At 62.7% G+C, this 21,157-nt stretch carries 19 protein-coding genes and 1 tRNA gene; 11 read left to right on the top strand and 9 right to left on the bottom strand.

Translation table 11 applies throughout. The annotated features are described in order from the left end of the window. Window positions 1-44: 44 nt before the first annotated feature. From BANT918_RS02440 to BANT918_RS02425, 4 genes are all read right to left on the bottom strand, one after another. Window positions 45-596 (bottom strand): YdeI/OmpD-associated family protein, encoded by a 552-nt coding sequence (locus tag BANT918_RS02440; protein ID WP_101618842.1) that lies wholly within the window; start codon window positions 594-596, stop codon window positions 45-47. A 76-nt stretch (window positions 597-672) separates the two neighbouring features. After that, window positions 673-2,169, bottom strand: coding sequence for a 3-hydroxyacyl-CoA dehydrogenase NAD-binding domain-containing protein (locus tag BANT918_RS02435; RefSeq protein WP_101618770.1), 1,497 nt, complete (start codon window positions 2,167-2,169; stop codon window positions 673-675). After that, window positions 2,166-3,077 carry a 3-keto-5-aminohexanoate cleavage protein gene (locus BANT918_RS02430; RefSeq protein WP_101618769.1) on the bottom strand — a complete coding sequence of 304 codons (912 nt, stop codon included), beginning with the start codon at window positions 3,075-3,077 and terminating at the stop codon, window positions 2,166-2,168. Before BANT918_RS02430 ends, BANT918_RS02435 begins: the two co-directional genes overlap by 4 nt. Continuing rightward, on the bottom strand, window positions 3,074-3,979 hold the full coding sequence (locus tag BANT918_RS02425) for a TetR family transcriptional regulator C-terminal domain-containing protein (protein WP_101618768.1): 906 nt from the start codon (window positions 3,977-3,979) through the stop codon (window positions 3,074-3,076). The genes BANT918_RS02430 and BANT918_RS02425 overlap by 4 nt, the downstream gene beginning before the upstream one ends. Before the next feature lie 191 nt (window positions 3,980-4,170). Here BANT918_RS02425 and BANT918_RS02420 point away from each other — a divergent pair, with 191 nt between their 5' ends. Continuing rightward, entirely contained in the window at window positions 4,171-5,544 is a 1,374-nt protein-coding gene (locus BANT918_RS02420) for a pyridoxal phosphate-dependent decarboxylase family protein (protein WP_101618767.1), read from the top strand. Between the two features lie 75 nt (window positions 5,545-5,619). Here BANT918_RS02420 and BANT918_RS02415 read toward each other — a convergent pair whose 3' ends face one another. Beyond that, a complete protein-coding gene (locus tag BANT918_RS02415) occupies window positions 5,620-6,297 on the bottom strand; it encodes a YczE/YyaS/YitT family protein (RefSeq protein WP_101618766.1) in 678 nt (225 codons plus the stop codon). Between the two features lie 136 nt (window positions 6,298-6,433). On the opposite strand from BANT918_RS02415, the gene BANT918_RS02410 reads away from it, so the two are divergent. The 5 genes from BANT918_RS02410 to BANT918_RS02390 are packed head-to-tail and all read left to right on the top strand — an operon-like array spanning window position 6,434 to window position 11,789. After that, window positions 6,434-7,885, top strand: a complete 1,452-nt coding sequence (locus BANT918_RS02410; protein ID WP_233430321.1) for a PLP-dependent aminotransferase family protein — start codon at window positions 6,434-6,436, stop codon at window positions 7,883-7,885. A 23-nt stretch (window positions 7,886-7,908) separates the two neighbouring features. Next, a complete protein-coding gene (locus tag BANT918_RS02405) occupies window positions 7,909-8,700 on the top strand; it encodes a YggS family pyridoxal phosphate-dependent enzyme (RefSeq protein WP_101618765.1) in 792 nt (263 codons plus the stop codon). 10 nt (window positions 8,701-8,710) lie between these two features. Then, window positions 8,711-9,679, top strand: coding sequence for an arsenic resistance protein (locus tag BANT918_RS02400; protein WP_167389354.1), 969 nt, complete (start codon window positions 8,711-8,713; stop codon window positions 9,677-9,679). Window positions 9,680-9,711: 32 nt separating this feature from the next. After that, entirely contained in the window at window positions 9,712-11,265 is a 1,554-nt protein-coding gene (locus BANT918_RS02395; RefSeq protein ID WP_101618763.1) for an AlkA N-terminal domain-containing protein, read from the top strand. Between the two features lie 2 nt (window positions 11,266-11,267). After that, on the top strand, window positions 11,268-11,789 hold the full coding sequence (locus BANT918_RS02390; RefSeq protein ID WP_208617971.1) for a methylated-DNA--[protein]-cysteine S-methyltransferase: 522 nt from the start codon (window positions 11,268-11,270) through the stop codon (window positions 11,787-11,789). Between the two features lie 98 nt (window positions 11,790-11,887). Here BANT918_RS02390 and BANT918_RS02385 read toward each other — a convergent pair. Then, window positions 11,888-11,960, bottom strand: a tRNA-Ala gene (locus BANT918_RS02385). A 1,202-nt stretch (window positions 11,961-13,162) separates the two neighbouring features. Here BANT918_RS02385 and BANT918_RS02380 point away from each other — a divergent pair. Together BANT918_RS02380 and BANT918_RS02375 are read left to right on the top strand one after the other, a co-directional pair. Further along, window positions 13,163-14,053, top strand: a complete 891-nt coding sequence (locus tag BANT918_RS02380; protein WP_101618761.1) for a universal stress protein — start codon at window positions 13,163-13,165, stop codon at window positions 14,051-14,053. A gap of 5 nt (window positions 14,054-14,058) precedes the next feature. Continuing rightward, entirely contained in the window at window positions 14,059-14,928 is an 870-nt protein-coding gene (locus tag BANT918_RS02375; RefSeq protein WP_101618760.1) for an alpha/beta fold hydrolase, read from the top strand. Window positions 14,929-15,007: 79 nt separating this feature from the next. Here BANT918_RS02375 and BANT918_RS02370 read toward each other — a convergent pair whose 3' ends face one another. Together BANT918_RS02370 and BANT918_RS02365 are read right to left on the bottom strand one after the other, a co-directional pair. After that, a complete protein-coding gene (locus BANT918_RS02370; protein WP_101618759.1) occupies window positions 15,008-15,235 on the bottom strand; it encodes a hypothetical protein in 228 nt (75 codons plus the stop codon). 109 nt (window positions 15,236-15,344) lie between these two features. Continuing rightward, complete coding sequence (locus BANT918_RS02365) at window positions 15,345-15,758, bottom strand: phage holin family protein (RefSeq protein WP_101618758.1); 414 nt, start codon at window positions 15,756-15,758, stop codon at window positions 15,345-15,347. A 326-nt stretch (window positions 15,759-16,084) separates the two neighbouring features. On the opposite strand from BANT918_RS02365, the gene BANT918_RS02360 reads away from it, so the two are divergent. Both BANT918_RS02360 and BANT918_RS02355 read left to right on the top strand, forming a co-directional pair. Next, on the top strand, window positions 16,085-17,347 hold the full coding sequence (locus BANT918_RS02360) for an MFS transporter (RefSeq protein ID WP_101618757.1): 1,263 nt from the start codon (window positions 16,085-16,087) through the stop codon (window positions 17,345-17,347). A 136-nt stretch (window positions 17,348-17,483) separates the two neighbouring features. Then, a complete protein-coding gene (locus tag BANT918_RS02355; protein ID WP_101618756.1) occupies window positions 17,484-18,953 on the top strand; it encodes a peptide MFS transporter in 1,470 nt (489 codons plus the stop codon). 77 nt (window positions 18,954-19,030) lie between these two features. On the opposite strand, the gene BANT918_RS02350 is transcribed toward BANT918_RS02355, so the two are convergent. Further along, the gene (locus BANT918_RS02350; RefSeq protein ID WP_308298009.1) at window positions 19,031-19,879 is read right to left on the bottom strand and encodes a CPBP family intramembrane glutamic endopeptidase; all 849 of its coding nucleotides are present in this window, start codon (window positions 19,877-19,879) and stop codon (window positions 19,031-19,033) included. An 87-nt stretch (window positions 19,880-19,966) separates the two neighbouring features. On the opposite strand from BANT918_RS02350, the gene BANT918_RS02345 reads away from it, so the two are divergent. Then, window positions 19,967-21,148: a molybdopterin molybdotransferase MoeA gene (locus tag BANT918_RS02345; protein ID WP_101618755.1), complete on the top strand. Its 1,182-nt coding sequence runs from the start codon at window positions 19,967-19,969 to the stop codon at window positions 21,146-21,148. The last annotated feature ends 9 nt before the right edge of the window (window positions 21,149-21,157 follow it).

Raw genomic sequence — 21,157 nt, 5'->3', positions numbered from 1 at the left:
CCCGCGACGAGCACGGACCTTGACGTGTCAGTCAGGGACGGGCGTCAGGAGATGCCGAGGAGCTTCCCGCTCTTCGCAAGCTCAGGATCGGTGCAGGAGGACAGATCGAAGCAGCAGGGGCGTCGCTTTCCCGACTCCAGCTTCGAGATCGCGACCTCCACACGTCGTGCGCGGGTATCAGCGTTCTTCGTCGCCCGGATCCACCGCACCCATTCCCAGCGCGCCATCGGCGTCAGCCCAGCCCACACCTCGGTCAGCTCCGGTGCGCCGTCGAGCGCCGCGCCGAAGTCATCGGGAATCGAGGTCTCCGGCCAATCCTTCGTCGGAGTCAGTGACACCTCCACAGTATCGGCATGGTCCACACCCAATTGTGCAGACAGCTCGTCGGTGACGTTGATCCAATGTCCGCGCATCCCATCGGGTTCGATCACCGTCGTGAAGTCGACCCCGCCCACCTGCCCGTGCGCGGCGACCTGACCACGGGAGGGCAGCTTCGCACTGGCATCCGACGTCAGCCGCAGGATCGACCTGTCGTTGATGACCGCCAGCTGCGTGGAGAATTCGATGGCCAGGGGAGTGCTTTTGCTCGTGCTCATGGTCACCAGGATAGTCTCCGCGCTAGGGCGTGACTTCCTGATTCCTGACAGGTCGGTGACTGGACCTGTCTCGGTCTCATCCCAGTTGCCGACCGACCCATTCAGGAGACTCACACCGGATACTTCCGTTGCGCTCCATCACGCCGGTGGGGAACGGAGCTGCCGCGCCCGACGTCTGGTCCACGTGGACAGCGATGATCTCCTCGGTCGCGACGATCTGGCCATCGACTCTCATCTCGTAGGCCAGATGCATCTTCTTCGATCCTGTGGACACGAGGGTGGGCTTGACCTCCACCTGCGCGCCGAGCGCGACCTCGTCGAGGTAGCGGATGTGCGATTCGACGGTGTAGAGCGATGTGGAGTGTGCCTCGCGATGTGCCTGGCTGAGACCGATCTGGTCCATCACCTGATCTGTGGCGAAACCGAAGATCAGAACGTAGAAGGCTTCGGACATGTGGCCGTTGTAGTCAATCCAATCAGGACTGACCTCGGTCCGATAGGCCTCGAGTTCGATCGGTTCCGGCTGACCGGCCGGAACGGATTCAGCGGACACCGCTTCTGCTGTGGCGTCGTCCGCCGAGGTTGTCCGCCGCCGCGATCCTTGTGCGGCTTCGAGGTCGGTCGTGAGCCTGCGCAAGGCGATGATGCCTGCGTCCCGCGTGGCAATGAGATCAGGAATGGTCCTGTTTCCGGCTTCGAGATCGCACCCGGCCACGACGTCATCGCGTAGCTTCTGTGTGAGCTCCGGGGCGTCCAAACGGGTCCAGGGGGATTTCAGCGAGGGGCCGAAGTGGTCGAGCATATGTGCCATTCCACCCTGACCGCCGGCCAGATGGAAGGTGAGCATTGGTCCTTGGAACGGCCAGCGCAGAGCGGGGCCGTCGGTGATCGACCGGTCGATCTGTTCCACAGTGGCCTCACCATGGTCGATCATGTGCAGTGCTTCTCGCCATTGCGCTTCTTGGAGCCGATTGGCGATGAACCCGGGGACCTCGTGGTCCATTCTGATGACGGACTTCCCGATGCGGGCGTAGAAGTCGGCCGCCCAGTCGACAGCCTCGACAGCAGTGGATTCTCCGCCGACGACCTCGACGAGCGGGATGAGATAGGGCGGGTTGAACGGATGCCCGACGACGAGGCGTTCGGGATGGCTGGCGTTCACCGCCATCTCGGTCATGCTGTATCCCGAGGTAGAAGAGCCGATGACCACATGCTCGTCACAGACGGCATCGATGCTGGCGAGGAGGCTGCGTTTGAGTTCGAGGTCCTCCGGAGCGGACTCCTGGACGAAGCCGGTCCCGGCAACCGCCTCGGCGAGGTCCGTGTGCACGGTCCAGGCGTGTTTGTCTGCGCCTGCGACCATGTCGAGCTCGGCTAATGCGGGCCAGGCCGCGTCGATGAGACCGCTGAGCTTCTCGGCCGCATCCGGTGCCGGATCCCAGACTCTGACCGTGTAGCCCTGGGCCAGGAAGTAGGCGGCCCAGCCGCCGCCGATGGTTCCGGCTCCGATGCAGGTGACCGTGGTGATCGATTCGATGTTGGGATAGGCCTGAGCAGTGGCAGCCGCGCTCACAGGTCGAGTCCCGTCACGATCGGTGCCTGCACCCGCAGATCGAGGATTTCACGGGCTTCGTCAGGTGTGGCCACCTCGGCGCCGAGGTCCTCGATGATGTCGACAGCGCGTTCGGTCAACGAGGCGTTGGTGGCCTTGACACCTTTGGCCAGATACAGATTGTCCTCAAGCCCGACTCGGGCATGGCCACCGGCGAGTACGGACTGGGCCACCCAGGGCAGCTGATTGCGACCGATGGCGAAGGAGGTGAACTGCGCACCGGCCGGCAGCATGTTCACCATCGCGCTCAGGAGCCCGGCATCGACCGGTGCTCCGTAAGGGACTCCCATGCACAGCTGGTACAGCGGTGGGGGATCGATGAGTCCCTCTTCGACGAGCACATTGGCAAACCACAGGTTTCCGGTGTCGAAGATCTCGAGCTCGGGTCGCACGCCCAGGGTCTGAATCTTCTTCGAGCCCTCACGCAGCATGTCAGGGGTGGACACATAGATGTTCGATCCGTCGCCGAAGTTCAGGGAACCGCAGTCGAGGGTGCAGATCTCGGGCAGCAGCTCCTCGACGTGGGGGAGCCGTTCGAGGGCATTGACGAGGTCCGTGCCCGGCATGTGGGTGGTCGGATCCTGGGGATCGACGACGAGATCTCCGCCCATGCCTGCGGTGAGGTTGATGACGGGGTCGACGTCGGAGGCGCGGATGAGGCGCACGACCTCTCGGTAGTGGGCGACCTCGCGGGAGCCCTGCTTGGTGTCGAGGTCTCGAACGTGGATGTGCACGACGGACGCACCGGCACGAGCTGCGGCGATCGCATCGTCGGCGATCTCCTGCGGAGTGACGGGGACGTGCTCGCTCTTGTTCGCCGTATCGCCGGCACCGGTGACGGCACAGGTGAGAATGACCTTGCGATTCATGATGACTCCTCATCAGGGTTGGGGTTGATGATTGTGCGTTTGAGGTAACTGGAGAGTCGGCGTCGGAAGGTCGCGACATCCATGATTCCGGTGAGGACCTTGACCCCGAGCCCGTCGAGCAGCGAGGTCAGCTCATCGGCCATGGCCTCACTGTCGCCGGGGCGGAAGAGGCCATCGGACTGACCGGCTTCGATGGTGGAGGCCACGGTGTGCGACCAGCGTTCGTAGTGCGCCGGGTAGTCGGAGGTATAGGGGTCTTCGAGGCCGAGTCTGGCCCAGGTCTGGAGCCAGATCGACCACTCGCTGCGTGCAGTCCGCCCGATGGGCGACTGGAGTTCGAGCAGACGCTCGAGTCGGCGGTGTGGGCTGGGGATCTCGTCCAGCCAGGCGATCTGCCGGTCGAAGGCGAGCTTGACCGAATAGTCGAGTGTCGCGTCGAAGAGATCGGATTTCCCGTCGAAGTAGTAGTGAATGCTCGCGTTCGAGACTCCAGCGGCCTCAGCGATGTCCGCGATGCGCACCGTTTCGTAACCGTGGCGGGCGAACAGGTCCCATGCAGTCTCGACGATGAGTCTGCGCGGCGAGGAATCCGGGACTGGGCCAAGAACTCGATCAGACCCCGGCTGGAAACGCAGGGGAGTCGCGGACACCTGCGACTCGTCGCCGAGCAGCCACCTGACCGTGACTCCGGTTGCGGTGGCCAGGGCAAGGAGTTCTTCGGTGCCGAATCTGCGCCGACCTGACAGGGACTTCGACAGTTTGGTCTCATCGATTCCCATGCTCGCGGCCACATGTCGCTGAGACAGTTCGCTGGTGCGCAGTGCCTCCTTGGCCCGTAGCGCAGTGACACCGGCTTCGCTGACACCGGCTTCGCTGACACCGGCTTCGCTAGGATTCGTCATGGCCGCCAATCTATCCCTTGTATGCGCAGATCGCAACTAATACTGGTGAACAATCAATACTTGCGAACGGTGTAGCGGGCGCTGCGCTGCCATATTCGTCGTCTAGAGGCCGCCATCACCGGTGGGGAGCGGATATTCTCGAAGGGATGAACTCATCGCCTGATGACACTGTGCCCACACCGGAGGGGCCCATGAACGACAATCTCCATTCGCGTATGCACGTCGTATCCGACGAGACCCGAAATCTCGTCAACCTTGTTCTCGACTACTCGCGCAGGCGCACCTTGGCCGTCGACACTCCACTTGACCATCCGACGACCGAGACCGAACTCAAGCGTCTGGCCGGACCGACCATCACCGAGGACGGTGTCGGGTCGTCTCGCGCCCTGGCCATCTTCGAGCACATCTTCGCGCCCGCCTGCATCACAACTGACCACCCGAAATACCTGTCCTTCATTCCGAGTGCGCCGACGAAGGCTGCCGTGGCGTTTGACCTTGTGGTCTCCGCCAGCGCACTCTACGGAGGCTCGTGGCTCGAGGGGGCAGGCGTCGTCCATGCCGAGAATGAAGTCCTGTCCTGGCTGGCCGGTGAGTTCGGGCTCCCGACCAGTGCCGGCGGCGTATTCGTCCAGGGAGGCACGATCGGCAACCTGTCCGCCCTCGTTGCCGCGCGTGACGCGCGCAAGGCCGCACTCGGCGATGAGAAGCCGGGGCGCTGGGTCATCGTGTGCAGCGCCGAAGCACACTCGTCGGTCGCCTCGGCGGCAGCCGTGATGGACGTCGATGTGGCGCCCGTACCGACCGGTGACGACGGTATCCTGCGTCCCGAGGGTGTCCGGACCGCTCTCGAAGAGCACGGTGACGCCGTCATCGCAGTCGTCGCGACTTCGGGGACGACGAACTTCGGCACCATCGACGACATCGCCGGAATCGCAGCTCTCAAGGACGACTTCGACTTCTGGCTTCATATCGACGGTGCCTATGGGCTGGCAGCGATGCTCTCACCCCTGGTTCGGCACAAGTTCGCCGGAGTCGAATCAGCCGACTCGGTCATCGTCGATCCGCACAAATGGCTGTTCGCGCCCTTTGACGCCTGCGCGCTCATCTACCGCGATCCGACTCTGGGTCGGCGAGCGCACACCCAACGCGCCGAATATCTTGACACGCTCACTGAATCGCAGGAGTGGAGCCCCTCGGACTACGCCATCCAGCTCACTCGTCGACCTCGGGGCCTGCCGCTGTGGTATTCGCTGGCCAGCTATGGTGCCGAGACCTATCGCGAAGCTATCGGCCATTCGATCGAACTGGCGATGCAGATCGGCACCGAGATCAAAAGGCGTCCGAACCTCAGGCTTGTCCGCGAACCCGAACTCTCGGTCGTCGTCTTCGAGCGCGTCGACTGGACCCGTGAGGACTATCAGCAGTGGTCGGACCGACTGCTTGAGGACCAGCGGGCCTTCGTCGTGCCGAGCTCGCACCAGGGGCGGCCCAATGCCAGGTTCGCGATCATCAACCCGCTCACGACCTTTGACGACCTCGTGGACATCATTGACACCATGGAGTGATTCGGTTCTAGGGAGTTGCTGAGGCCTTGGGGAGGGGGCCCAGCTGTGCTCGGCCATCGCCGTCCGCCCCCAGCCTCACCCCTCAGCTTGAGGCTGGGGTCGGGGCTTGAGCTCGACGGTGAAGGCGGGCAGGAGGAACTGCGTGATCGGTCCGATACCCAGAGCATAGAGTGCGGTGCCGATGCCGAAGACGCCGCCGAGCAGCCAGCCGACGATGACCACGCTGACTTCGATGAGGGTGCGCACCAGTCGGATCGACTTGCCGGTGACTCGTGACATCCCTGTCATCAGACCGTCGCGGGGGCCGGGGCCGAACTGCGAGCCGATGTACATCGCCGAGGCGACCCCGTTGAGGATGATGCCGCCGACGAGGAGTGCGATGTTCCACCACAGCTCCTCGGGTTGGGGCAGGAAGAGTCGTGTGAGGTCGAGGGAGGGTCCGATCAGAAGGGCGTTGAGCACAGTTCCCAGTCCGGGCTGCTGCTTGAGCGGGATCCAGATGAGGAGGACGAGGAACGAGGTGATCGTGACGATGGTGCCGAATGTCAGCGGCAGGTGTTTGATGATGCCTGAGTGGAGAACGTCCCAGGGCATCATGCCCAGCCCGGACGTCACGATCATGGCCATCGAGGCGCCGTAGAGGTAGAGGCCGAAGAGCAGCTGCGGCAGCCGACGGGGGAGTCGGCCGCTCTTGAGCTGCTGGATGGGACCGATATTCGAAAGTTCGCGCTTCGGCACAGGTGTCGATGACATCGTAGATCTTTCCGGTTCGTTCTGGCTGATACCACCATCATGTCTCGAACTGGCCTTGTAAAAAAGAGCCAATTGGAAGAAAGTGGTCATATCGCCACCTGCCAGGTGGATGAGTCATCGACACAGCGAGGTTGCCATGAGCACGGCAGTGATGAGCGGACCCAGGTTGGCAGACATCATCGGCACAGGACCATGGCCCGGCCCAGCCTATGATTCGCTGACGGCTGGGATCTCGCGTGCCATCGGCGATGGCCGCATCCCAGTCGGGGCCAGGCTGCCCAGTGAGCGGGAGGCCGCCGCCGCGACCGGCCTGTCTCGGACGACGACCAGCCGCGCTTTTGCGAAGCTGCGCGAACAGGGGTTCGTCGTCACGCGGCGCGGCTCCGGCAGTGTGGTCCAACTACCGGAAGTGCCGGGCGGGCGCATCGATCATCTCTTGACCCCTGCGGGTGCCGACGAGGCGGAAATCGACCTCACCTGCACCGCTTCGGTGGCGCCGCCATGGTTGCTGGGAGCCTATGAACGGGCGGTTGCACAGATTCACGCCTATCTGCCTGGCACCGGCTATTACCCCTCGGGGCTGCCCGTACTCAAGGAGCTCATCGCCGAGAGCTACACCGCTCGCGGGGTCCGGACCGCTCCCGATCAGATCCTCATCACGTCGGGAGCCTTCGGCGCCGTGTCCATCGCCGTGCGCGCGCTCAACGAGGGCCGGGGCCGGGTGCTCATCGAAAGTCCGACCTACCCAAATGCGATCGCGACACTGGAAGGCGCCGGTGCCTCTCTGATTCCCTATCCCCTCGAGCTGAGCTCTGCTGGACACCACTGGGACATCGACGCCATGGACCACATCGCACGCCAGACCCGTGTGCGTTCGGCCTATCTCATCCCTGACTTCCACAACCCCACCGGAGCACTCCTGCCCGAAGAGCAGCGGCCCGAACTCGGGGCCATGCTCAAGCGCAACTCCATGGTGCCTATCTTCGACGAGTCCCTGGTCGAGCTGGGCCTCGATGGTGATCCGACGCCGACGCCGATGGCGGCCTTCGTGCCCGACTCGATCACGGCAGGAAGCACCAGCAAGATCTTCTGGGGCGGACTGCGCGTCGGGTGGATGCGAATTCCCACCCACCGCATCGAGGCGATGGCGTCCACGCGACTGAGCCTCGACCTCGGCGCTCCTGTGCTCGAGCAGCTCGTCGCCGTCGAACTCATGCGCGACCATGACACGATCGTCGGCGAATACCGCGTCAAGCTGCGCGCGGCCAGGGACAGCCTCGCAGCGCAGGTGCGCGCTCATCTTCCCTCGTGGCAGGTGATCGTGCCCAGCGGCGGCATGGCCCTGTGGTGTCGACTGCCCGAGGACCGCTCGGGTGCCCTTGCCGTCGCCGCGAGGAGGCACGGACTCGGCTTGGTCTCCGGACCCAATTTCGCACCCGCTGGAGGTCTGGACCGGTGGATTCGTCTACCGTACACAGTCTCTGAGACGCAATTGGGCGAGGTTGGCCCCCGCCTCGCCGCTGCCTGGGACGATGCCCTGAAGTTCACCGACCGGGTTCCGGCAGGACGAGCGCGAATCGTCGCCTGAGACGGTCTGGGTACCATGAGGCTATGGACGAGGATATGGATGTGAACGAGGGACTCAATCACAACGGACCGTACTCGACTGCTACGACGGCTGAGGACTTCCGGATCAATATCGCCGAGGTGAATCGGCGCATCGACTCCGCAGCTTCGCGGGCCGGCCGCGACTCCGCTGAGATCGAATTGCTGCCGGTGAGCAAGACAGTTCCTCAGGAGAGGATTCGGGAAGCAGTTGCCGCCGGCTGCCGCAAGCTGGGCGAGAACAAGGTGCAGGAGGCCTTCCGGAAGTCAGACGAGTTGGCTGACCTGGACATCAGCTGGGCGGTGATCGGTCATCTGCAGTCGAACAAGGCCCGTGACGTTGCGAAATTCGCCTCCGAGTTCCAGGCTCTGGACAGACTGAAGGTCGCAGCTGCTCTCGACCGTCGTCTCGAAGCAGCGGGCCGCAGCCTCGACGTCTACGTCCAGGTCAACACCTCGGCCGAAGAGTCGAAGTTCGGGATGCCGCCGGAAGAGCTCCTGAGCTTTCTGCGCGAACTGCCCCAGTTCCCGACCTTAAACCTGCAAGGTCTGATGACCCTCGCGGTGTTCTCCCCCGACCACGACCGTGTCCGCACCTGCTTCCAACGTCTGCGGACCCTGCGAGATCAGGCGCAGGAGACTGACCCCGAGCTGATCGGGGCAGGAAAACTCTCGATGGGCATGTCCGGGGACTATGAAGTGGCCATCGAGGAAGGAGCGAACTGCGTTCGCGTGGGTCAGGCCATCTTCGGCAGGAGGGCACTGCCTGACAGCTATTACTGGCCCGAGACCGGCTGACCATTCCGACGTGCTCGCATCACTGACCAAACATCAGGCTCTCTGGTACCTCACCGCAATACTCACGGGGGCCCTGATCGGGCTGGGTCTGCCGGTGGCAACAACGATCACCACCGGCGCGATAACGCCCTGTCTCATCGCACTCCTGTTCGTGACGTTCCTCGACATCCCGTTCGATGCAGTCCGCGACTCCTTCACAGACATGAGGTTCCTGGGCGCCGTTGCCCTCGTTAATTTCCTCCTCGTCCCGCTCGTCGTCGCCGGCCTCCATGTCATGATGCCTCTGGACGAGACGCTCGTCGCGCCCGTCCTCATCGTTCTCCTCACCCCCTGCATCGACTACGTTCTCGTCTTCACCAGATTGGCCGGCGGAGCCCACGCGAGTCTGCTCGCTCTGACACCAGTGCTGATGCTCGTCCAGATCATCCTGTTGCCGGTCTACCTGTGGATCATTCTGGGCAGCAGTGCAGTCGGTGCAATCACCCCGGGGCCCTTCATCGCCGCACTCGTCGTCTTCATCATCCTGCCGCTGGGCGCCTCCGTCGCGGTCCGTCTCCTTGCCCGCCGATCGGCGGTCGTGGATCGCTTGGTTGGGATCGGCTCGGATTCTATGGTGCCGCTGATGATGCTCACCGTGGCTGTGATTGCCGCGGCGCAGGTGCCCCTGATCGCTCCGCATCTGTTGGAATTGGGCAGTGCCATTGCGACGTTCGTCGTGTTCGCGATCGTCATGACCGGCCTGGGCTGGATCATGGCTCGGGTGCTGCCGCTGAGCCTGCGACAGGGACGAGCCCTTGTCTTCACCGCAGTGACCCGCAATTCGCTGGTCATGCTCCCAATCGTGCGGGCCATCACCGCCGACGGAGTCGGTCCGGCGGCCGTCGTCGCGCAGACGATGGTTGAGCTTGTCGTCATGCTCCTCCTTGCCCGCTTGGTGCCGCGTATCCTCCCGGGGACCGTCGTGGCCGAAAACCGCTAGTATTGTCTTGGGGTTGCGAGCAGAATAGTCATATGCTCTCCTCAGATCAGTGCTATCAGGCGGTTGCCGGGCGCGACCGACGCTTCGACGGAATGTTCTTCACTGCGGTTGGCTCAACCGGCATCTTCTGCCGTCCGTCCTGCCCGGCGAGAACTCCTCTGCGCAAGAACGTCGATTTCTACCAGACCGCAGCGGCCGCGGCGGAAGCAGGGTTTCGTGCCTGCAAACGGTGCCGACCCGATGCCAGCCCGAACTCGCCTGAGTGGGACATTCGAGCCGATGTCACGGCCCGGGCCATGAGACTCATTTACGACGGTCTCGTCGATCGGGCGGGGATCTCCGGCCTCGCATCGGCGCTGGGATACAGTTCACGACAGCTGGGGCGAGTGCTGCAATCCGAACTCGGGGTCGGGCCCCTCGCAATTGCCCGCAGCGAACGCGTCAGGACCGCTCGGACTCTGGTCGAAGCGACGAGACTGACCATGAGCGAGATCGCCTTTGCAGCCGGTTTCTCCAGCATTCGCCAATTCAATGACACCTTCCGCGCTGTCTACGCCTCCACTCCACGGGAACTGCGCAGCAACGCAGGAGAACCACATAGAGGACAGAACATCACTGTCCGTCTCGCCTACCGTCCGCCTCTCGATCACGCTCACCTGTTCAGCTATTTGGCCGTGCGTGCGATCCCCGGGGTAGAGGACGTCGGCGGGGATCACTACACGCGTTCGCTGCGTTTGGCACACGGTCCCGCGGTCCTGACACTGACGCCGGGGGCCGGGGCCTTCATTGAGTGTCACCTCCGTTTGGCTGACATGCGCGATCTCGGAAGTGCAGTGGCCAGGGCCAGGCGAATCCTCGACCTCGACGCGGACCCCTTCGCGGTGCAAGCGACACTGACTCAAGCGGGCCTTTCCAGGCTCATCGACAGGTACCCGGGGATTCGTTCTCCGGGAACCGGTGACCCTGTCGAACTTGCGATCCGAACGATCCTGGGGCAGCGGATCTCGGTCAGTGCCGCACAGACTCATCTGAAGCGCCTGGTGAGCGCCTATGGTCAGTCGCTGCCTGACGAGCTGAGGCTCGGCGGCGTCGACCGAGTATTCCCCACAGCAGCCACAATCGCGGAGATTCCGGACGAGCATTGGTCGCTGCCGGGCCGCAGGATCGGCACACTCCAGGCACTGAGCGCACGCCTGGCTGACGGCTCGATCGATCTGGGCCCGGGATGCGACCGAACAGAAGTCAACGACAGCCTGCTTGCCATACCTGGAATCGGTCCCTGGAGCCTCGGCTACATTCGGATGCGAGCGCTGGGAGACCCCGACGTGCTTCTCAGCTCGGACCTCGGCGTCAAGAAGGCCATTGCTGAGCTCAAGGGTTCAGGCACTGACATGGCTGACGGGGCCCAGAGTTTGGATGCGGCACGCCCCTGGAGGTCCTACATCACACACCTGCTGTGGGCCCATCACTCCCAGCCACAGGTTCTACCGGCCTCGACAGACCAGGCGCGATCACGCACACAAATCGACACTGACACTGACACAATCCCGAACAGCACAGCGAATCAGAAGCGGAGAACGCCATGACGATGACATTGATCCAGCCGACAGCGACCACAGTGAGGTACACGGTCATCGACGCGGCGTTGGGGAGGATCCTGCTCACCTCGGACGGTGATCACCTCACCGGGCTCTACCTGGGTGACTTCGACCAGATCCTGGAACGGCTGGCGACGGCAGGCGGTGTCGAGCTGGTCGTCGACGATGAACTCAATGTGTTCGCGGCTGCGGGGGAGCAGCTCGCCGAATACTTCGCTGGCACCCGCATCGAATTCGATGTCCCCTTGGCCCCGAAAGGCACAGAATTCCAACGCAAGGTCTGGCAGGCACTGACGACGATTCCCTATGGCGCAACCGCCGGATACGGAGAACTCGCTGCCTGGATCAACAGACCGTCGGCGGCGCGCGCAGTGGGAGCAGCCAATGGTCGGAACCCGATCAGCATCATTGTTCCCTGCCACCGTGTGATCGGAGCCAACGGGGCTTTGACAGGGTATGCCTGGGGTGAAGAGAAGAAGCGCACCCTGCTCGATCTTGAGGCCGCCCGCTGACAGAGATCAAGACTGTGAGGATGCCCGTGGCGCTCCTGCGAATATGTACATGAAGAAGGACCCGGTCTCTTTGTGATGAGACCGGGTCCTTCGTGCGGTGGAGGTAAGGGGATTCGAACCCCTGACCTTCTCCATGCCATGGAGACGCGCTACCAACTGCGCCATACCCCCGCTTGCTGGATCAATATTACTCAGGTGCACGCGGGACGACAAATCGGCGGACAGTGACGCTGACCACACACTGGTGGCGATGGCGTGGCTGCAACCGGGTCACTGGCGATGGCCGGAGCCGGGTGACCACCCAGTCCCGGCCATCGTCATCAGATCATGGGCCGCACCTGGTAGAGGTACTTCGCGATTTCTCGTTCGCGCTGCTCCTTCACCCGCTCGTCTCGAGCGAGTCTGCGAACCTGCGCATGACGGCGGTTCCGAACCACCTGCTCGCGATCCCTTGTCGTGACAGCAGGACGGCGGGCCCATTGGATCAGCTTGAGCCCGGCGCTCAATGCCACACGCCGTGGATGTGTGAATGGAAGTGCCCTAGACAAAACGATTCCTTAATGTTTTCGGGCAGGGGAGATGCCCAAATAAGAGTTAGTTGAAATGTTCGAAATCAATGAGCTGAAGAAAAGCCCGAGAGTCGAATGAAAGCGACCTCTGGAAAATGAATTCACGGATCGGCTATCGCACGATCGGCTGAGGCTCGATGAGGATCAGCCGACGTGGCAGCAGCTGCCCAAAGACAGGTTCACTCGGATGAGTGGATCAAGGCCCAAAAGGTCGGTGGTGTACGTGGATGAACGCACCTGGTGAACGACGGTGTCTCGAGCGAGTTCACCTCAGGCGTGAATGCGGTCCGTGGGCGCCGACTGTGGCGACAGAGCTGCATGGCCTGGGTGATCCCGCAGTAGGAAACGTACCGGTGTTCAATTGACCGGTGGAGAAAGACGTGAGGTGCGGCTGGAATTCAGCCGACGAGCCCTTGTCCGCCAATCAAGCAGGCAGTTTTCCCGGTCCAGCGGTGCTGGAGGTTCGGAAATGCGATGACTTTCAGCATAGTTCTGCGCTCCCTTCTTGGTCGTGGATCTCGTTTGAGTGGCGTCAGCACCCAAGATGGTTTGTTGCAATTCTGGGGTTTGTGCGAATCCGTAATCGCACTATTGAATTTATCACAGGTGAAGAACTCTGTGTGATTTTTGTTCATTTTGTCTGAACTCTATTGTGGGTCGAGAGAAACATGGCCTAATCGGGCCAGTCGTCGATCTGGGCTTCCAGGTCGATTATCTCTCCACCGACGCAGGGATGTTGGGTCGAAGAATACCGAGGTACCGACGTAGAATCTTCTCAGACTCGCGACTCTCTGGGAGAAGATAATGTCACAGCCAGCTGCCACCACTCGACGACTGGTCGTCGGATACATCGCCACGGACCGTGGACGCGACGCCATCGCTCTGGCCATCTCACTCGCACGCTCCGCTGGGATCGAACTCATCGTGACGATCGTGCGTCCGGAGTCATCAACCTTCACCGCAGGCAATTCGATTCCGCAGGACGGCACCGGGATTGTCTTGCAGCAGCTCGAGGATTGGCTTGACGAGGCGCTGTCCCTGGTGCCGGATGATGTCTGCGCCCGTGGCGTCATCCACACTTCGTCGAATGAGTCCAAGGGGCTGATGGAGGTCGCCGAGGCCGAAGGCGCACTCGGCATCGTGATTGGTGCTCGTGCCACAACACTGATGCGTTCGTTCCGCATCGGGACTGTCGCGACCTCGCTGCTTCACTCCTCAACGGTCCCAGTGGTGCTGGCTCCGTCAGGCAACTCGGACATCGGCCCCATCTCCCGAATCACCACATTCTTCGGTGCCCGCCCCGGAGCTGCAGCGCTCATCGGTGCGGCTGTGCAGTCAGCGGCCGCCCTCGATGTCGACCTGCGTCTGATCTCCCTGATCGAGAACGACGGGCTCGGCGATGACGACACCGTGGAGATTCAAGAATTTGCCGAGGAGTACGGGGGAGCGGTGCTGGCCGGCCGCGCCGCCGAGATGCTTGAGTCGGGCCGAGCCGTCGTCAGGTCACAGGCTGGAGCCGACATCGAAGACGCTGCCGTCAACGTCGACTTCCAGCCGGGCGAGATCGCATTCATCGGTTCCAGCAGGCTCGGTCGAGGCGGCTTGGTCTTCATCGGTGCACGTGCCAGACGACTGCTGCGTGTGCTGCCGGTGCCCGTCGTCGTTGTGCCCCGCCGGGCGATCAGCACCGTCTGAACACGGTGAGCCACTCTGCTCCTGCCCGCGCCGACCTCACCGTCGACGGCCACCCGACCGCTGTGTGGCTGCACACGTCGGATTCGACCCGCCGCCCTGTGCTCATGGTCCACGGATTCCGTGGCGATCACCATGGGATGGACCTCATCGCGGGAGCAATCCGGGACCGTGACGTCGTCGTCGCCGACCTGCCCGGGTTCGGCCTCACTCCTCCTTTGCGGACAGGCCTGAGTCTCGACAGCTACTGCGATCATCTCGGGGGGCTCGTCGCCGAGGTGACTTCGCGTTGGCAGGCCGCACCGATCGTCCTCGGCCACTCCTTCGGATCGATTCTGGTCGCGCATATGGCCGCCCGCCGACCGTCCACGGCTGCCGAGCTCATCCTCATCAACCCGATCACGACACCGGCGCTTCAAGGCTCCGCCAAAGTACTGACAGCCCTGACTTGTCTCTATTACAACCTCGGAGCGCGGCTGCCGGAGACGATCGGACATCAGCTGCTGGCCAACCCGGTCATCGTACGAGCGATGAGTGAGGTCATGGCCACGACCAGAGACCGCGGGCTGCGACGCTATATCCATGACCAGCATTCTCGGCACTTCTCCACGTTCAGCGATCGGGCTTCGCTGGCAGCGGCCTTCGACGTCTCAGTCGCCCACACCGTCACCGAGGTGGCCGGCAACCTGAATATGCCCACGCTCGTCATTGCCGGAGACAAGGACGCTATCGCTCCGATCGCTGCGACTCGCGAATTCGTGTCACAGCTGGCCTGCGCGCAGTTCGTAGAACTCTCCGGAGTGGGGCACTTGGTGCACTATGAGCGTCCCGACGCAGCCGCCTCGGCGATCATGGAATTCTGTCGCGATCGGGACTGAGCCTGTCACCGATCGATGACAGCACGAAGGGGGCCGATGCGAATCAACGCATCGGCCCTCTTTCTCACAATGGAAGGTGTCAGGGGCGGTCGCTGACCCAGTGGTAGATCATGGGGACGATGAACGCGAAGCAGGCAGAGAGCAGACCGGCCCAGAAGAGCCAGAACTGGGTACCCGTGGCACCGTAGAATCCGGCACCGAAGAGGTAGAGACCGAACACGACGAGGGCAAACGAGAAGATGAAGACGATGACGTCAGCGAACGATGCTGAGTTCCGGCTTCTCTTCGTGGTGGCGATATTGGACATGTTCTCCTCCGACGGTCATTGAGGTGCAGACTGACACACTGCGAGCAAGTCTACACGCAGTAGAGAAGAATCCGGTTGCGACCCTCGCTCGAGTCACGGCAGGGATCGATCAGTCGCGTGCGGAGCTCTTCTCCGGGACCAGCCAGCCCAGGAGCGCGGAGACGATGGAGATGATGATCGCGGCGAAGACGGCTTGGAAGAAGAACGAATCGATGGTGAACGCGAATGGGGTGAAACCGCTGAGCCAACTGGTCAGGGCCAGCATCACTGCGTTGATGACGATCGAGAACAGCCCCAAGGTCAGACAGGTGATCGGTGCCGACAGAACACTGAGGATCGGTTTGATGAACGCGTTCGCCAGACCGAAGATCAACCCGATTACGAGGTAGGAGATGATCGTGGCAGGGATAGCTCCGGTCTGGTCTTCCACGACGCGGTTTCCTTCGATGGCGACGCCAGGCAGTATCCAAGCCGCAACCCAGATCGCACATGCGTTGACGACAACTCGTGAGAGGAAGTTCATGCTGATATGTTCCCAGATCCGCCTGCATTCTTTCTGAGTCGCGGATGGGAATGCGGTCCGTGCCGACCACCGTGCTGGCCTCCGTACCGGCCCCCGCGCCGACCACTGTGTTGGCCAGCCCTGCTGTCTAAGCGGCCGGCAATGGTGAGCAAACTCAAACCGCTTCGTCACCGTAGGCCTCGTGGGCCCGCGGTGATGCCTGTAGCCTGGGAATGGCGCCATACGTCGCCGAGAGTCACAGCAGTGTGCATCTACCGAGTGCTTCGATCCAGGTCACCACGGCGGCACAGAACCCCATCGAGTCGATGGGTAGAAACTGGATTGGTATGTCGAGCAACGAAACCCGCACCCGCACTCACGAAGTCGCCGCACCGAAGCTTCTGACCGTCGTGGGCCGCACCTACTTCCCGATCGCCTTGATGGCCCGTCTGCCTTACGCCATGGTGGTCATCGGAGTCCTCACCCTCGTTGTTGCGGGCAGAGGATCACTGAGTCTCGGCGGAATCAATTCCGCCATGGTCGGTCTCGGAACAGCGATCTTCGGATCCTTCATCGGCGCGGCCGCCGACCGTTGGGGACAGCTACCAGTGCTCCTGATCGCAGGTCTGGCCAACAGCGCCGCGCTGATCTTCATGGCATGGGTCGTCTTCAGCCCGCTGCCTGACGCAGTAGTGCTCATCGCGGCCTTCGCCATCGGTGCCACGGCTCCACAGGCGGCCCCGATGTCGCGCTCCCGCCTCGTCGAGATCATCATGTCGAAGCTCGCCGGGCCGGGACAGCAGAAGACCCTGAGTTCGACCATGGCCTACGAGTCGGCCGCGGATGAGTTCGTCTTCGTCTTCGGCCCCTTCATCGTCGGCCTGCTCGCGACGACCTTTCATCCTGTGGCGCCGATCATCGGTGCAGTCGTCATGACTTTGATCTTCATCTCGGCCTTCGCTCTCCACCCGACCGGTCGGGCCCATGTCAACGCGTCATCGGGCCCGCGCGCCCAGGCCCCGGCCAAGGAACTATTCACCTTCGCAGTCCTCGTCGTCGTCCTCGGAACCTTCGGCATCGGACTCGTCTTCGGCTCGACCCTGACCGCACTGACCTCACTGATGAATGATCTCGGCCATCCGGAGGAAGCCGGCATCTTCTACGGCATCATGGGCATCGGGTCCGCGATTCTGGCGATCGCCGTCGCACTCTTCTCACCGCGTTATGCATTGTGGGCCCGCTGGCTGTCATTCGCCCCGGTGATGCTCGTCGGTGCTTTCATCATGTCAACCTCAGACTCGATGATCACCGTGGTCATCGCCCTGTTGCTCATGGGCTGTGCGGTTGGACCGACGCTGGTGACCTTGTTCAGCCTCGCCGCCGAACGCAGCCCGCTCGGTCGTTCTGCGACCGTCATGTCCATGGCCGGGTCCGCGATCATCGTCGGTCAGTCACTGGCATCGGCAGTCAACGGAATCCTCGCCGAGGAGGCCGGGACCTCGGCCGCGATGGCTGTCCCGATGGCGGCTTCCGCACTCGTCCTCGTTGCCGGCCTGCTCAACCTCTTCGTCGGCAAAAGAGCCCGAAAAAGAGACCTGGTTCACTCCTAGTTTCCGTCTTCTGGGACGTCTCGTCCCAGCATTGAGATGGTGTGACCTGAGCAATAACGGAGAGTAGCATTGCCGCTTGTTCACAGTGAATCGCGCAGCACAGTGCGCGTTTGCACGCCACAACGGAAAGCACGATATGTCATCAAGCACCTCAGCCACTGAGGCCGCGCGGAACGACACCCGATTCTTCGGGCACCCACTTCCGCTCATGCAGCTCTTCAGCCTCGAACTGTGGGAACGGTTCTCCTACTACGGCATGAACGGCATCCTCGCCCTCTACCTGTACTTCCAGGTCTCCGAGGGCGGACTGGGAATGCCGCAGCCAACCGCCATCGGAATCGTCGGCGCCTACGGCGGCGCCGTGTTCCTGGCGACGATCCTCGGTGCATGGGTTGCCGACCGGATCCTCGGTGCGGAGCGAATCCTCTTCTACTCGGCGATCATCATCATGGTCGGCCACATCTGCCTGGCGCTCATCCCCGGATTCGGCGGCGTCGCCTCCGGTCTCATTCTCGTTGCACTCGGATCCGGTGGTCTCAAGGCCAACGCCTCCGCTCTCGTCGGTGAGCTCTATACCGAGAAGGACCCGCGCAGGGATGCCGGATTCACCCTCTTCTACATGGGCGTCAACATCGGGGCCCTCCTGGGACCGCTGATCACCGGCCTTCTGCAGAAGGAGATCGGATTCCACTTCGGCTTCGGCGCCGCAGCAATCGGTATGGCTCTGGGTCTGATCATCTATGCGACAGGTCGTAAGAACCTGCCCGACGAGTCGCGGGGTGCGGTCAACCCGCTGGCGACCTCGAAGCTCTACCTCTTCCTGGCGGCCATCGTCGTCGCAGTCATCCTCATCGTGATTCTCTGGTTCTCCGGTGTCGTCAACCCCGACAATCTCGACTGGTGGATTGCGGGAATCTCAGCCGGTGCAGCGGCCTGCTACTTCATCGTCATGGGTGTCAGCCCGCAGACGAATGCCGATGAGCGTTCACGGGTGCTCGCATTCATTCCCTTCTTCATCACCTGCGTTGTCTTCTGGTCCCTCTACCAGCAGATCTTCGGAACGCTCACTGCCTATTCCGACACGCAGATGAACCGTGAGATCTTCGGCTGGGAGATGCCGATCAACTGGCTCCAACTCATCCCGCCGATCTTCGTCATCGCCTTCGCTCCGGTGTTCTCGGCGATCTGGTTCAAGCTGGGCACACGTCAGATCTCGACTCCGGTCAAGGCAGGGCTCTCGCTCATCCTCATCGGCATCGCATTCCTGCTGTTCCTGCCGTATGCGAATGCCGGCGAGCATGAGACACCGCTGCTGTGGGTAGCATTCATCCTGCTGCTCTTCGTCTTCGCAGAACTGCTCATCTCACCCATCGGTCTGTCCTTCTCCTCGAAGGTTGCCCCGAAGGTGTTCCAGTCACAGATGATCGCCGTCTTCTTCCTCGCCTCGGGCGTGGGAACGGCTCTGTCCGGTGTGCTGGGCGGCTACTACTCGGCCGACAATCAGACACCGTATTGGACATCTATCGGCGCGGCGTCGATCGTTCTCGGTCTGCTGGCTCTGACCCTGACGAAGCCGATGCTCAAGGCTCTGCGCGGCATCCGCTGACCCTTAGCAGTCCCATCGTGGCTCCTTCGAGCTGCAGCGAACTCCCTCGCTCACACAGTGTGAGCGGGGGAGTTTTCTCATACTCCGATGAAGATGGGCAGCGCCTCGGGATGGTGGGCATGGACGATCGTGAGGAAGACGAGCGCGTCGAAGAGGAGGTGGACCGTCACGGTGTATGGCAGCGACTTCGTCCGGGTGAAGATATAGGCCTGGACGAGTGCGAACGGAATCGTCAGCACCGGTCCGATCGACCGATAGCCCAGCTCCCAGAGGAAGGACACGAAGATGACGGTGGTGAATACGTTCGCGGTCCAGAAGGCGAAGTGCTTGCGCAGCAGAGCGAAGACCGTGCAGATGAAGAACAGCTCATCCCAGATGCCGACGGCGTTGACGCCGAAGAAGAGACGGACGATCTCATCCCACTGCGTCACCGGCGGCCAGTTGAGATAGACCCCAGTGCGCATGAAGTACTGGGGGAGGACGAGCCAGGCGACGACGATCACGAACAGCAGCCACGCCCACTCCAGACGCGACCATCGCTGCCCCCGACGCAGCGGGAAGACGATGGTGCGGTCCTTGAATCCGTAGCGGGTGATCAGCCAGGGCCCGATCACTACGGCAGAGAGCACGACCCCCATGCGAGCGATATTGGACCACGAGATATCGGCGGCCACCGAGATCGAGGAGATCAGACCCAGGCAGCCGGCGATGACGCTGAGGTCGCGTGCGAATTCCCGGTCGGCGCTCCAGGCGACGATGAGGGAGGCTACCATCGGTACATACCCGAAGGCTCTCACCTCAGGAAACGTGGTTCCCAGTCCGAACAGGACGAAAGCGGACAGTGCCAACAGCGTCGCGGCCAAGCCTGGCCAGGAAACGAGGTCGAATCGGCGAGAATCAGTGTCGAATCGTGTTTGAGTGTCCACGCCTGCCACTCTAAGTCACCACTGTCCGAACGCGAGTGCCCGAAGCGGCAACTCCTCGTAGGATTCCCAACAGACGAAAGGACACCCGTGGAACCAGAGGAATACTGCCGACTCATCCTCGCTTCGGCTCCCCAGCGCACCGAAGAGACGATTCCCACCATGTCAGGCCATGGCAGAATCGCCGCGGAAGACGTGATCGCCGATTCCCCCATTCCCGGCTTCGCCACCTCGGCGATGGACGGCTTTGCACTCGACGAGACGGCTCTGACCAGTGCCAGAACCGGCGCCGAGGTGGATGTGCGCGGTGACATCCCCGCCGGTGCCAGGCCCGTGGACATCACACCGGGGACCGCCGTGCGGGTGATGACCGGGGCCCAGGTGCCCGCCACCGCCGAGGTGGTCGTTCCCGTCGAGTACACCGATGCCGAACGCACGGGGCCGGCCCCGGACCGAATCCGCATCTCCTCCTGGCCCAAGGGCGCGCGACCAGGCTGGAACATCAGAGCAGTGGGGGAGGACACCGGGAGCGGAGATACCGTCATCACCGCCGGTGAGGTGATCAACTCCGCCGGTGTGGGCACGCTGGCGATGATGGGACGCGAGACCATCCGCGTGCGCCGGCCGCTGACCATCGGTCTCATCGTCACCGGAGATGAGCTGGTCACCGATTCCGCCACCTCGTCGCAGCCATTCATCCACAACTCGAACCTGCCCATGCTCAGTTCCGCGATCGCCGCTGCCGGCGCGATCCCCGTCGAACGCAGCTGCGGTGACGACCCAGCAGTCTTTCGACAGATCGTCGACGAACTGCGCGACAGCGTTGACCTGATCATCACCACCGGCGGAATCAGCGCCGGTGCCTTCGAGGTCGTCAGGCAGGAACTGGGCGATGACCATTCGACGTTCCTGCGTCTGTCGATGCGACCGGGTGGGCCGCAGGGGCACGGACGCATCGCCGGCGTACCGCTGCTGCATTTCCCGGGCACACCGACAGGGGCCATTCTGTCCTTCCACCTCTTTGCACGTTCGGTCATCGCTGCGCGGCCCCTCGCATCGAGGTGGAGGAAGGCCGTGTACACCGGTCCCGAAATCACGGGCCACAGCACAGCGGTCAGCCTGGTGCCGGGTCGTCTCACCGCTGGGGGAGAGATCGCGCCATTCGAGCGGTCACGACTGCGAGACTTCGCCGGCGCCGAGGTCATCATCCGGGTCCCTCGAGCGCCCGGGATCATTCGCCCCGGCGATGTCATCAGGGTCCTAGACTGCTGAAGCCAACTA

It is taken from the genome of Brevibacterium antiquum CNRZ 918, from assembly GCF_900169145.1.
Classification (GTDB): Bacteria; Actinomycetota; Actinomycetes; order Actinomycetales; family Brevibacteriaceae; genus Brevibacterium; species Brevibacterium koreense.
This window is presented reverse-complemented; position numbering and strand designations above follow the sequence as displayed.